The 13285-nt window shown below is 69.4% G+C and carries 9 protein-coding genes; 7 read left to right on the forward strand and 2 right to left on the reverse strand.

Annotation, left to right across the window (positions count from 1 at the left end; translation table 11 throughout):
- Nucleotides 1-46: 46 nt before the first annotated feature.
- Nucleotides 47-910, reverse strand: a complete 864-nt coding sequence (gene map / locus HQQ88_RS01740; RefSeq protein WP_173168470.1) for a type I methionyl aminopeptidase — start codon at nt 908-910, stop codon at nt 47-49.
- A 184-nt stretch (nt 911-1094) separates the two neighbouring features.
- On the opposite strand from map, the gene HQQ88_RS01745 reads away from it, so the two are divergent.
- From HQQ88_RS01745 to HQQ88_RS01770, 6 genes are all read left to right on the forward strand, one after another.
- Nucleotides 1095-1274, forward strand: coding sequence for an SPOR domain-containing protein (locus HQQ88_RS01745; protein ID WP_111087009.1), 180 nt, complete (start codon nt 1095-1097; stop codon nt 1272-1274).
- Nucleotides 1275-1394: 120 nt separating this feature from the next.
- Nucleotides 1395-2732, forward strand: a complete 1338-nt coding sequence (gene glnA / locus HQQ88_RS01750) for a type I glutamate--ammonia ligase (protein WP_111087010.1) — start codon at nt 1395-1397, stop codon at nt 2730-2732.
- Nucleotides 2733-2745: 13 nt separating this feature from the next.
- Nucleotides 2746-5697, forward strand: coding sequence for a bifunctional [glutamine synthetase] adenylyltransferase/[glutamine synthetase]-adenylyl-L-tyrosine phosphorylase (locus HQQ88_RS01755; RefSeq protein WP_173168471.1), 2952 nt, complete (start codon nt 2746-2748; stop codon nt 5695-5697).
- Nucleotides 5698-6200: 503 nt separating this feature from the next.
- Nucleotides 6201-7802: a glycosyltransferase family 2 protein gene (locus HQQ88_RS01760; RefSeq protein ID WP_173168472.1), complete on the forward strand. Its 1602-nt coding sequence runs from the start codon at nt 6201-6203 to the stop codon at nt 7800-7802.
- Nucleotides 7795-9405 (forward strand): glycosyl hydrolase, encoded by a 1611-nt coding sequence (locus tag HQQ88_RS01765; protein WP_173168473.1) that lies wholly within the window; start codon nt 7795-7797, stop codon nt 9403-9405. Before HQQ88_RS01760 ends, HQQ88_RS01765 begins: the two co-directional genes overlap by 8 nt.
- Nucleotides 9402-10829: a UDP-glucose/GDP-mannose dehydrogenase family protein gene (locus HQQ88_RS01770; protein ID WP_173168474.1), complete on the forward strand. Its 1428-nt coding sequence runs from the start codon at nt 9402-9404 to the stop codon at nt 10827-10829. The genes HQQ88_RS01765 and HQQ88_RS01770 overlap by 4 nt, the downstream gene beginning before the upstream one ends.
- Nucleotides 10830-11219: 390 nt before the next feature.
- Here the strand turns inward: HQQ88_RS01770 and glnA (HQQ88_RS01775) are convergent, their stop codons facing one another.
- Nucleotides 11220-12644, reverse strand: coding sequence for a type I glutamate--ammonia ligase (gene glnA, locus HQQ88_RS01775; protein WP_111087015.1), 1425 nt, complete (start codon nt 12642-12644; stop codon nt 11220-11222).
- 142 nt (nt 12645-12786) lie between these two features.
- Between glnA (HQQ88_RS01775) and HQQ88_RS01780 the strand changes: the two genes are divergently transcribed.
- The gene (locus tag HQQ88_RS01780) at nt 12787-13242 is read left to right on the forward strand and encodes an RDD family protein (RefSeq protein WP_123292673.1); all 456 of its coding nucleotides are present in this window, start codon (nt 12787-12789) and stop codon (nt 13240-13242) included.
- Nucleotides 13243-13285: the final 43 nt, after the last annotated feature.

Consider the following 13285-nt stretch of genomic DNA (forward strand, 5'->3'; position numbering starts at 1 on the left):
GGAGTGCCCGGTCAGGAAGAGGGTCCCGTCAGGGAGACGGATCCGGTCAGGAGACGGTGAGGAGCTCCGCGCCGCGTTCGGTGACGACGAGGGTGTGCTCGAACTGCGCGGTCCACGACTTGTCGCGCGTCGAGACCGTCCAGTCGTCGGACCAGATGTCGGCCTCGATCCCGCCGAGGGTCAACATGGGCTCGATGGTGAACACCATGCCCTGCTCGATGACGTCGTCGTACTGCGGCGCGTCGTAGTGCGGGATGATCAGGCCGGAGTGGAAGGCACGACCGACGCCGTGGCCGGTGTAGTCGCGGACGACGCCGTAGCCGAAGCGCTTCGCGTACGCCTCGATGGCGCGGTCGATGACGTTCACCTGCCGGCCGGGGGCCACGGCCTTGATGCCGCGTCGGAGCGCCTCTTCGGTCCGCGTCACCAGGTCCGACACCTCCTGCGACGCCTGTCCGACGATGAACGTGCGGTTCGTGTCGCCGTGCATCCCGTCCTTGTAGGCGGTGATGTCGATGTTGACGAGGTCGCCCTCCTGCAGGACGGTGTCGTCGGGGATGCCGTGGCAGATGACCTCGTTGAGGCTCGAGCACAGTGACTTCGGGTAGCCGCGGTACCCGAGCGTCGACGGGTAGGCGCCGTGTGCGACGACGAAGTCGTGGCCGATGCGGTCGAGTTCGTCGGTGGTCACGCCGGGACGGATCGCCGCGCCGACGGCGTCGATGGCCTGGGACGCGATGCGGCCGGCGGTGCGGATGCGCTCGACCTCGTCGGGGGAGTACGTGTCACCGAGGCCGTGCTCGTGCGGTTCGACCTTGCCGACGTACTCCGGGCGTTCGATGTCCTTCGGGACGGTCCGGAGCGGGGAGACGCGGCCGGCGGTCAGGTGTCCGTGTTCGTCCCGGGGCATGCCGACCACTCTAGCCGCGGCGCGACGCGCCGAGCGCAACCGCCCTACGGTGCGGCCCGACGGTGTGGGCGTGACCGCCCTCCGGTGCGGCCCGACGGGGTGGGCGTGACCGCCTGGAGGCCCGGTGCCGGTCCGCCGGGCCGGCACCGGGCCTCCAGGCCGTCACCTGGGTACGGTGGGCGGCATGAGCGACGAACGCATCGAGTCCCAGTGGTGGTTCAACGACAAGACCGGTCAGGTCGAGCAGGGTCCGCAGTCCCCGCAGCGTGACCGCATCGGCCCGTTCGACACGCGCGAGGAAGCGCAGCACGCGCTCGACCGGATCGCGGCGAACAACGAGAAGTGGGACGCCGACGACCAGTGACGCACCGGTGACGGCACGGTGACGGACCACTGACGCGTCGCACGGCCCCGCGCACGCCGCGGGACCACTAGCCTGGGACGAGGCCCGCCCGCGGCCACCCGATACACGGAAAGGTCGTGCATGGACAAGCAGACGGACTTCGTGCTCCGCACCATCGAGGAGCGCGGCATCAAGTTCATCCGACTCTGGTTCACGGACGTCATCGGGACGCTGAAGTCGGTGGCGATCGCCCCGGCCGAGGTCGAGGGCGCCTTCGCCGAGGGCATCGGGTTCGACGGCTCCGCTATCGAGGGCCTGTCCCGCTCGTACGAGGCCGACGTGCTCGCGCACCCGGACCCCTCGACGTTCCAGATCCTGCCGTGGCGCGGCGAGGTCGACCCGACCGCGCGGATGTTCTGCGACATCACGACGCCGGACGGCCAGCCCGCAGTCGCCGACCCGCGCAACGTGCTGAAGCGCACGCTGGCCCGGGCGAGCGAGCGTGGCTTCACGTTCTACACGCACCCCGAGATCGAGTTCTACCTGCTCAAGAGCCGCGAGTGGAAGGACGGCGGGCCGCAGCCCGTCGACCAGGCCGGCTACTTCGACAACGTCCCCGGTGGCAGCGCGCACGACTTCCGTCGCCGTTCCGTCCGGATGCTCGAGGACCTCGGCATCTCGGTGGAGTTCAGCCACCACGAGGCCGGCCCGGGCCAGAACGAGATCGACCTCCGCTACGCCGACGCACTGACGATGGCGGACAACATCATGACCTTCCGCACGGTCGTGAAAGAGGTCGCTATCGAGCAGGGCGTCTACGCGACGTTCATGCCGAAGCCGATCTCCGGCCAGCCGGGTTCGGGCATGCACACGCACGTCTCGCTCTTCGAGGGCGACCAGAACGCGTTCTACGAGGCCGGCGGCGAGTACCAGCTGTCCCGCACCGCCAAGCACTTCATCGCCGGTGTGCTCAAGCACGCACCGGAGATCACCGCGGTGACGAACCAGTTCGTGAACTCGTACAAGCGCCTCTGGGGTGGCGACGAGGCCCCGTCCTTCGTGACGTGGGGCCACAACAACCGTTCGGCGCTCGTGCGCGTGCCGCTGTACAAGCCCAACAAGGGGCAGTCCTCGCGCATCGAGTACCGCGGCATCGACTCGGCGGCGAACCCGTACCTGGCGTACTCGCTGCTGCTCGCTGCGGGGCTCAAGGGCATCGAGGAAGAGTACGAGCTGCCCGCCGAGGCCGAGCACGACGTCTGGAGCCTGACCGACGCCGAGCGTCGTGCCCTCGGGTACAGCCAGCTGCCGTCGAGCCTCGACCACGCCCTCAGCCTGATGGAGGACTCCGAGCTCGTCGCCGAGACCCTCGGCGAGCACGTGTTCAACTTCGTGCTCCTCAACAAGCGCCAGGAGTGGAAGCGCTACCGCGACCAGGTCACGCCGTTCGAGCTCGACACCAACCTCGGCGCCCTCTGAGCGAGCGCACCACATGACCGGTCGGACGACGTCGTCGCGTTCCGAGTTGGCCCGCCTGGGCTTCGCCGAGCTGTCGGAGAGCCTGGAGCGGATCGCCGACCTGGAGGCGCGGTTCGGCTCCGTCGTGCCGCTGCCGGTCAGCGGCACACCGGCGCTCTGGGGCATCACCGCGGATCCCGACGGCGCGCTGCGGCTGCTGGAACGGCTGTTGGAGCGTGCTCCGGACGAGCTCCGCCCCGTCCTGACGGACGAGGCCGCGACGGAGCGGCTGATCCGCCTGCTCGGCGCCTCGGTCGGTCTCGGCGAGTTCCTGCACCGTCGTCCTGCCGAGCTCGCACTGCTGCTCGAGCCCGTCGTCGCACCCTGGTCGCAGGAGCGGTACACGGCGTCCCTGCTCGAGGCGATCGACGGCGCCACCGGCGAGGACGCACGGATGTGCCTGCGGGTGCGGTACCGCCGGCACCTCGCGCAGATCGCCCTGTACGACGTGCTGCACTCGTCGCCGACCGAGGCGTTCCCGGCCGTCGCTGCCGGACTGGCCGACCTGGCCGGGGCAGCGCTCGACGCCGCGGTCGACGTCGCCCGGCGCGAGGTGCCGTTCCCGGCCGCCGACGTCGCTGCGACCCCGCTCGCGGTGATCGCGATGGGCAAGGCCGGCGCACGCGAGCTCAACTACGTCAGCGACGTCGACGTGATCTTCGTCACCGAGGCCACCGACGACATCGACACCGACCGTGCCGTCCGCATCTCGACGCGGATCGCGATCGCCGCGACCCACGCGATCACCGACCTGGCCGCCGAACCCGGTCTGTGGGAGGTGGACGCGAACCTGCGACCGGAGGGCAAGGACGGTGCCCTCGTCCGCACGCTCGACTCGCACGTCGCGTACTACGAGCGCTGGGCGAAGTCGTGGGAGTTCCAGGCGCTCCTCAAGGCCCGGCCGATCGCCGGCTCGGCCGACCTCGGTGCGCGCTACGCCGAGGCCGTCGCACCGTTCGTCTGGAGCTCGTCGGCGCGCCCCGGGTTCGTCGAGTCGGTGCAGCGGATGCGCGAGCGCGTCACCGACCACATCCCCGACGGCGAGGTCGACCGGCAGCTCAAGCTCGGTCCGGGCGGCCTGCGCGACGTCGAGTTCACCGTGCAGCTCCTGCAGCTCGTGCACGGTCGTGACGACGAGTCCGTGCGCGTCCGTTCCACCCTCGAGGCGATGGACGCCCTGACCGCCGCCGGGTACGTCGGACGCGCCGAGGCCGCCCACTTCGGTCCGGACTACGCGCTCCTCCGGGTCCTCGAGCACCGCATCCAGCTCCGCCGACTGCAGCGGACGCACCTGATGCCGACCGACGAGGAAGAACTCCGCGTCCTCGCCCGGTCGAGCGGTCTGGCCACCTCGGCCTCGGCCCTCGAGACCCGGTGGCGTGCGGTCAAGCTCGAGGTCCGCGGCCTGCACGAGCGGCTGTTCTACCGTCCGCTGCTGTCCGCCGTCGCCACGACCGAGGGCGAGATCGTGCTGACCGACGACCAGGTCGTCGACCGGCTCGCAGGCGTCGGGTTCGTCGACCCGCCCGGTGCGCTGCGGCACATCCGGGCGCTCACACAGGGCACGAGCCGACGTGCGGCGATCCAGCGCAACCTGCTGCCGGTGCTCCTGCGGTGGATGGCCGAGGGGCCGGCGCCCGACCGGGCCCTGCTGGCGTTCCGACGGCTCAGCGACACCCTGGGGGAGTCCAGCTGGTTCCTCCGGATGCTCCGCGACTCGTCCGGGGCTGCGCACTCGCTGACCACCGTGCTGTCGGAGTCGGCGTTCCTGTCCGGTCTGCTCGAGCGGTTCCCGGAGGCCGTCGCCTGGCTCGACGAGCCCGAGTCGCTCCTGCGTGCCCGCCCGATGGACTCGTTGCTCGCCGAGATGACCGCGACGACCGCGCGGCACGGCAACGACGTCGACGGTGCGGCCAGCCTGCTGCGCTCGGCGCGCCGCCGCGAGACCCTGCGCCTCGGTATGGCCGCGGTGCTCGGCCACCTCGACGTGGACGCCCTGGGCGCTGCACTCAGCGACGTGACCGAGGCGACGCTCGCCGGGGCCCTCGCGCTCGCCCGACGGGACGCCCCCGCGGACTTCGAGTTCGGGATCATCGCGATGGGCCGCTACGGCGGACGTGAGCTCGGCTTCGGCTCCGACGCCGACGTGCTCTACGTGTACCGCGCGCCGGACCTGGCGACCGAGGTGGCCTCCCGGACGGCACAGACCATCGTGCGCGAGCTGAACCGGCTCACCGAGGACACCGTCCACCCGCTCGACCTCGACATCGACCTGCGCCCCGAGGGGAAGAACGGCCCGGTGGCGCGCACCCTCGAGTCCTACGGCGCCTACTACGCCCGGTGGTCGCTGACGTGGGAGGCGCAAGCGCTGCTCCGTGCCCGTGGCGCGGTCGGCGACGCCCAGCTGCTCCGGGACTTCGAGCACCTGGCCGACCGCACGCGCTACCCGGAACGGATCGACGAGAACGAGGTGCGCGAGGTCCGCCGCATCAAGGCCCGCGTCGAGTCCGAGCGACTGCCACGCGGGGCCGATCCGGCTCGTCACCTGAAGCTCGGGCGCGGATCGCTCAGCGACGTCGAGTGGTTCGTCCAGCTCCTGCAGCTGCAGCACGCCCTCGAGTTCCCCGCGCTCCGCACGACCTCGACACTCGAGGCGCTCGACGGCGCCGTGGCCGCCGGGTTCGTCAGTGCCGACGACGGCGAGCGGCTCGGGGCTGCCTGGCGTTTCGCCTCGCGGACGCGCAGTGCGCTGGTGCTCTGGTCGGGGAAGACCACCGACGTCCTGCCCGTCGACCGCGTCCAGCTCGAGGGCGTCGCACGGCTGATGGAGTACCCGCCCGGCTCGGCGAGCGAGCTCGAAGAGGACTACCTCGGCGTCACCCGACGTGCACGACAGGTCTTCGAGCGCGAGTTCTACGGCGCCTGACGCCGCACCGACACGCCCGGGCGTGCTCCCTGGACGCGAAGGTGACGAGTCGTCGCAGGTTAATTCCCCGTGTCGCTCACCGTCCCCCGTTCGTTTCGGACTGTACCCCGATCCGGACAGACGGGCCGGTCGTTACCGCGCCGTGACCATCACGCGCCGGGCCGCCGGCAGACGTGCCAGAGGTCCGCGCCGACTCGCCCGGTGACCATGTCGTGAACAGGGGTTTCCCGGGGTGGTGATCCGCGCCTCCCGGCAGTGTTCGACGTCCACCAGGGTGAGTGACAGGGTGAACGCGGTCCGCAGGAGTGCTGTCAGCACGAGGGGGGACCACCGGTCCCGGTGGAGATGGGGACAAGTGTGTACCCCGTAACGCGTTCGAAACGCCCCCGGACGGGGGTCGCGTTGCGCTGGGGTTCAGGTTTCTGCGTCAATGGGGTCACCCGAACCGACCCTGATTCCCCAACGTCGCGGAATCTCCACCTCGAACGTTGAAGCAGGGATCAGTGTTCACCTTCATTCTGCAGATCAGGCAGATGGTCGAAGGCCACCCCGAGTTCTACCTGTTCGCCGTGTACTCCGCGGTGATCTGGTTGCTCTGGTTGGTCAAGGTCGTCATCTCCGCCCGTTACCGCCCGTTCACCGGCACCTTCGTCGGTACCACCAGCGTCGTCGTCCCCGTCGTGGACGAACCGCTCGACCTGTTCCGCGACGTCATCGGTCGCATGGTCGAGCAGCGACCCGGCGAGATCATCGTCGTCATCAACGGCGCCCGCAACGAGGCGCTCGAAGCCGTCTGCGACGAGTTCGCTCCGCTCGTCCGCTGGACCCACACGCCCATCCCGGGCAAGCGCAACGCCGTCAAGGTCGGCACCGAGATGTCCAACGGCGACATCACGGTGCTCGTCGACTCGGACACCGTCTGGACCCCCGGCGCGCTCGAGGAACTCCTCAAGCCGTTCGCCGACGAGTCCGTCGGCGGTGTCACGACCCGGCAGCGCATCCTCGAACCCGAGCGCAGCTGGATCACCCGCTGGGCCGACTGGCTCGAGAACTCGCGAGCGCTCTACTCGATGCCCGCGCAGAGCGTCCTCGGGCAGATCGGCTGCCTGCCCGGGCGCACGATCGCCTTCCGGCGGAGCATCCTGATGCGCGTCATGGACAAGTTCATGCACGAGAAGTTCATGGGTGTGTTCCTCGAGGTCTCCGACGACCGCACGCTCACGAACCTCACGCTCAAGGAGGGGTACCGGACCGTCTACCAGTACACCTCGCTGGTCTACACGGACGCTCCGCTGCAGGTGAAGAAGCTGTTCAAGCAGCAGCTCCGCTGGGCCCGTGGCTCGCAGTACAACACGTTGCGCATGCTGCCGTGGATGCTCGGTCACGCCCCGGTGCTCGCGGCGTTCTTCATCACCGACATCATCCTGCCGTTCATGCTCTTCGGTGTGATCGCCGGCTGGATCTACCGGGCCTTCACCGGGGAGGGCGAGAACCTGTACCAGGGCATCCTGTCGCAGTACGGCTTCTCGACGGGCTTCGTCTACGTCGCCGCCCTGATGGTCGTCTCGTCGGTGCTCAGCATGGCCATCCGGCAGATGCGCCACCTGGCCGAGAAGCCGAGTGACTTCTTCCGCCTGCCGATGTTCATCATCGTGTCGACGTTCTTCCTCATGCCGATCCGGCTCATCGGCTTCTTCCGCCTGGCGCACGCGTCCGGCTGGGGGACCCGCGCCGGCGCTTATGCCGGCGGTCCGATGCAGGAGGACCCGTCCGACGCCGCGCAGCCGTCGTCCTTCGGCACCCAGACCCCGGTCAGCCCGATCGACGCCGCGGACCGTGCCCGGGCCGTCGACGGACGCGTGCCGCTCGGGAGTGACCAGGTGGCCGTGGATCGCGCGTTCGACGAGCTCTTCGGGGCCGACGCCACCACCAACTCCACCACGACCGTGCTCGCGACCCGGCGCGAGGCCGCTGCCGCAGCAGCAGTGCAGCCCACAGCCCCACGGACCGCCCCCGTGAAGGCCCGCCGGTACAACCCGTACGCCGCGATCCCGTACTGCATCGGCATCGCGATCTTCGTCCTGGAGGCCTTCCTCATTGTCTGACATCATCCGCTCCTCCAGTACCTGGTGGGCGCAGTCGAGCAAGCACGCCCGCTGGACGGCCGTCGGCACGACCGCCATCGTGCTCGCCCTCGCGCTCATCACCTGGTCGGTCTGGGTCTCCCCGGCCGGCCCCGTCTCCACCGCCGTGCACCAGGCCCTCGGGGTCACCGCCCCGAAGGCCAAGAAGGTGTCGGCCGCCGAACTGCAGACGCAGCTCGACGCTGCCCAGGACCGCATCTGGGCGCTCGAGGGCAAGCTCGACTCCCGCACCGCCCAGGCCGGGTCGCGTGGCGACCAGATCACGGAGCTCAAGGCGCAGGTCGCGTCGCTCCAGTCCCAGCTCGGTTCCGCGAAGGGCTCGGGAGGCTCGTCCTCCGTCAACGCGTCGGGTTCCGGTGCGAACGGGGCCGGCACCTCGGGCTCCGGCTCGGGTTCCGGGACCGGCGGGTCCGCCGTCTCCGACAACGGGTCCGGGTCGGGTTCCGGCTCCGGTTCCGGCGGTAGCTCGGCCGGTGGGTCGGGTTCGAGTGGCGGCTCCGGCGGCTCGGGTGGTGGCTCCGGTGGGGTCACGAACCCGAACCCCGGCCCGTCGACCGACCCGGGCACCACGCCAGTGGCGGTCCCGACCAAGGCGGACATCCTCGGGCAGCAGTCCCGCTGGTACGGCCTGTACACGGCGCAGTCCCCGTTCAACTGGTCCGAGTACGACCAGGTCTCGCAAGAGGTGGGGAAGGCGACGAACATGGTCGGCTTCTTCCAGGGCTTCGACCAGGACTTCAACCAGAACGCGGTCCAGCGCTCGTGGGCGAACGGTCGTCTGCCGATGATGACGTGGGAGTCGGTGCCCGCGAAGACGGGCAACGACGAGCCGTACGTCGAGGGCTACACCAACGAGGACGTCATCTCCGGCAAGTTCGACGCCTACCTGACGCAGTACGCCAAGGCCCTGGCGGCGAACGGCCAGCCGCTCGTCATCCGGTTCGACCACGAGATGAACGGCCAGTGGTACAACTGGTCCGAATCCGCGAAGCAGCAGAACGCCGCCGGCTCGTACACCGCGATGTGGCAGCACGTCTGGAACGTCTTCCAGGCCAACGGCGCGAACCAGTACGCCATCTGGGACTGGTCGCCGTCGCGCATCGACAAGCTCGGCAACGCGAAGTACCAGACGCTCGAGTACATGCAGAACTACTACCCGGGTGCCGAGTACGTCGACTGGGTCGGCATGAGCGGCTACTACCGTGACGCCACCGAGCAGCCGACCTTCGAGAACACCTTCGGTGCGACGCTCGCCCAGATCCGGCAGGTCGCGCCGGGCAAGGGCATCGTGCTCAACGAGATCGGGGCCACCGAGACCGGGGGCAGCGTCTCGAACCCCCAGAAGACCCAGTGGATCAACTCGCTCTTCGACGCCCTGGCCGACCCCGCCAACTCGGACATCATCGGCTTCGCGTACTTCAGCGAGACCGCGACCACGATCGTCGACGGCACACGCACCACGAACGACTGGCGACTCAACTCGCGAGCCGACTCCCTGGCGGCCTTCGCCGAGGGCATCAAGCGCAACGACATCGACTACGACCTGCAGGAGGTCACGCCATGACCGCGTCCAAGAAGTCGCCCGACCAGGCCGACACCCGTCCCGCACCCGTCATCAGCGTCATCGGCACCGGCTACCTCGGTGCCACCCACGCGGCCGCCATGGCCGAGATGGGCTTCGAGACCATCGGCGTGGACGTCGACCCGGCGAAGCTCGCCGCGTTGTCCGCCGGCGAGGTCCCGTTCTTCGAACCCGGCCTGCCCGAGCTCATCACGAAGCACGTCGCGAGCGGCAAGCTCCGGTTCACCGCCGACATCGCCTCGGCCGTCGCCGCCGCGGACGTCCACTTCGTCTGCGTCGGCACTCCGCAGAAGGCGGGCTCGCACGCCGCCAACCTGGCCTACGTCGAGAGCGCCACCCGCGGCGTCGCCGAGAACCTCACCCACCCGGGACTCATCGTCGGCAAGTCGACGGTCCCGGTCGGCACTGCGGCGCGACTGCGCGGCATCGTCTGCGAGTTCACCCCCTCGGGGATCGACGCCGAGCTCATCTGGAACCCGGAGTTCCTCCGCGAGGGCAAGGCCGTCGAGGACACCCTGCACCCGGACCGCCTGGTCTGGGGCGGCGCGTCCGAGGCTGCCGACGCCGTCATCCGCGAGGTCTACGCCGCGCCGATCAGCGAGGGCACCCCGGTCATCACTACCGACCTCGCCACCGCGGAGCTCGTCAAGGTGAGCGCCAACGCGTTCCTCGCCACGAAGATCTCGTTCATCAACGCGATCTCCGAGATGTGCGCGATCACGGGCGCCGACGTGTCGACGCTCGCCGATGCCCTCGGGCACGACGCCCGCATCGGCCGGAAGTTCCTGAACGCCGGCCTCGGGTTCGGCGGCGGGTGCCTGCCGAAGGACATCCGGGCGCTCATGTACCGCGCGAACGAGATCGGTGCGGGCCAGGTCGTCGGCCTCATGCAGCAGGTCGACGAGATCAACATGGGCCAGCGACAGCGGGTCATCGACATGGCGATCGACTCGGCCGGGGGATCGGTGCTGAACCGTCGCGTGGCCGTGGTCGGCGCTGCGTTCAAGCCCCTGACCGACGACGTGCGGGACTCCCCGGCGCTCAACGTGGCCGCCGCGCTGCACCTGCGCGGCGCCCAGGTCACCCTCTGGGACCCCGAGGCGATGGAGCCGGCGAAGCGCTCGTTCCCGACGCTGAGCTACGCCGCGTCGATGGCGGACGCGATCGAGGGCGCCGACGTCGTCCTGGTGCTCACCGAGTGGGACGAGATCATCACCGCCGACCCGGTCGCTCTCGGTGACCTCGTCGGTCGCCGCGTCGTGATCGATGCGCGCAACTGCCTCCCGGTCCACGACTGGGTCAAAGCGGGGTGGACTGTCCGTTCCCTGGGGCGGCCCACGCCGGTCACGGGTGCACCCGTGAGCGTCGCAGCGGGGACGAACGACTCGTTGGCCACGGCTCGCTAGTCACCGTTCGCGAAGCGGGGTCCGTGCCGGGCGGCACGGGCCCCGTTCCCGTGTGCGCGGTGCCGGGTCGGATCGAGCACAGGTGGTCGAAACGGGCGTACCTGGTCGGAAGTTTCGACCAGGTACGCCCGATTCGGCTTCCCAGTCCGGGTGCGATGGGAAGGAACGTGCGTCGCGACCAGCCGGGAGGCCCGGTGCCGGCCCGCCGGACCGGCACCGGGCCTCCAGGCGGTCGCGTCCGTACCCCGCGCTCACGGAGGCCGCGTCGTCACGCGCTGAGCGACACCTCACGGCCGGCGCAGCCCGTGAGGTGTCGCCCACCCCGAAACGTGACCGGCACGGCGAAGGCCCCGCACCTGACGGTGCGGGGCCTTCGTGTGTCAGCGAGGATCAGACGCCGAAGTACAGCTCGTACTCGAACGGGTGCGGGCGCTGTGCCAGCGGGAGGATCTCGTTCTCACGCTTGTAGTCGATCCAAGTCTGGATGAGGTCCTCGGTGAAGACGTTGCCCTTCGTGAGGAACTCGTGGTCCGCCTCGAGGAAGTCGAGCGCCTCGTCGAGGGAGCCGGGGACCTGCGGGATGCCCTTTGCTTCCTCGGGCGGGAGCTCGTAGAGGTCCTTGTCGACGGGCTCGTGCGGCTCGATGCGGTTCTGGATGCCGTCGAGGCCCGCCATCAGCTGCGCGGCGAAGGCGAGGTACGGGTTGCCCGAGGCGTCCGGCGCGCGGAACTCGATGCGCTTGGCCTTCGGGTTGGTGCCCGTGATCGGGATGCGGATCGCAGCCGAGCGGTTGCCAGCCGAGTAGACCAGGTTGACCGGGGCCTCGAAGCCCTTGACCAGCCGGTGGTACGAGTTGATCGACGGGTTGGTGAAAGCGAGCAGCGCCGGAGCGTGCTTCAGCAGACCGCCGATGTACCAACGGGCCAGGTCGGACAGGCCGCCGTAGCCGTTCTCGTCGTAGAAGAGCGGCTTGCCGTCCGACCAGAGCGACTGGTGGGTGTGCATGCCCGAGCCGTTGTCGCCGAAGAGCGGCTTCGGCATGAACGTGGCGACCTTGCCCCACTGGTCCGCCGTGTTCTTGACGATGTACTTGAACTTCAGGATGTCGTCCGCGGCGTGGACCATCGTGTCGAACTTGTAGTTGATCTCCTGCTGGCCGCCGGTGCCCACCTCGTGGTGCGAGCGCTCGAGCTCGAAGCCCGCGTCGATCAGCTTGAGGGTGATGTCGTCGCGCAGGTCGGCGGTCTTGTCGACCGGCGACACGGGGAAGTAGCCGCCCTTGTACGGGGTCTTGTTGGCGAGGTTGCCGCCCTCTTCGTCACGACCGGTGTTCCAGGCGCCCTCTTCGGAGTCGACCGCGTAGAACGACTCGTTCTGGGTGACGGAGTAGCGGACGTCGTCGAAGATGTAGAACTCGGCCTCGGGGGCGAAGAACGCGGTGTCCGCGATGCCCGTCGACGCGAGGTACTTCTCGGCCTTCTTCGCCACCTGGCGCGGGTCGCGGCCGTAGATCTCGCCGTTCCGCGGGTTGTAGATGTCGAAGATCATGATGAGCGTGCGCTCGGCGCGGAACTGGTCCACGTAGGCGGTGGTCACATCGGGGATCAGCTGCATGTCGGACTCGTGGATCGACGCGAACCCGCGGATCGAGGAGCCGTCGAAGAGCTGGCCGACCGAGAAGAAGTCCTCGTCGACGGTCGAGGCGGGGATGTTGAAGTGCTGCTGCACACCCGGCAGGTCCGTGAATCGGATGTCGAGGAACTTGACGTCGGTGTCCTTGATGAAGGCCAGGACCTCGGAGGAATCGCTGAACATGGGGGCCGATCTCCAATGGGTTGGGTGATGTCGGAGGTACCGATCAAGGCACCTCCGACGAGGCTATTGACACGGGGTTTCCCGGACGTGACTGAATTGTTTCGGGCGTGTTACGGGCGGCAGGTCGCCTACGCTTGGGGGCATGGCCCGCAGCTCCTCCAGTCCGTCCGCGCCCTCCGAGCACCCCGACGGCTGGCCGGGCAAGGACCTCGGTCTGCCGGAGGAAGGACCCCGCAGCGTCGGGCGGATCGGACGGCGGATCGTCGCCCTGCTCATCGACGGCGCCCTCGCTGACCTCATCGCCTACGTGACCGGGGTCTGGTCGCCGGTGAACGGTTCCGGGGACATCGCGCACTCGTGGGTGCAGTTGGCGATCTTCGCCGCGCTCCAGGTGCTCTTCATCTGCCTGCTGTCCGGGTCGTTCGGGCACATCTGCGTCGGGCTGCGCGTCGTGCCGATGCGCGGGGGCTACGTGGGGGTGTGGCGTCCGGTCGTCCGGACCGTCCTGCTCTGCCTGGTGGTGCCGGCGCTCATCATCGACCGGGACAGCCGCGGTGCGCACGACCGCATCGCCGGCACGGTGCTCGTCCGCCGCTGACCGGCGTCTAGTGCGGCGGGGTGCGGCGGCGCACGGTGCGAGG

The organism is Curtobacterium sp. VKM Ac-2861, assembly GCF_013204965.1.
In the GTDB taxonomy this organism is placed as follows: Bacteria; Actinomycetota; Actinomycetes; order Actinomycetales; family Microbacteriaceae; genus Curtobacterium.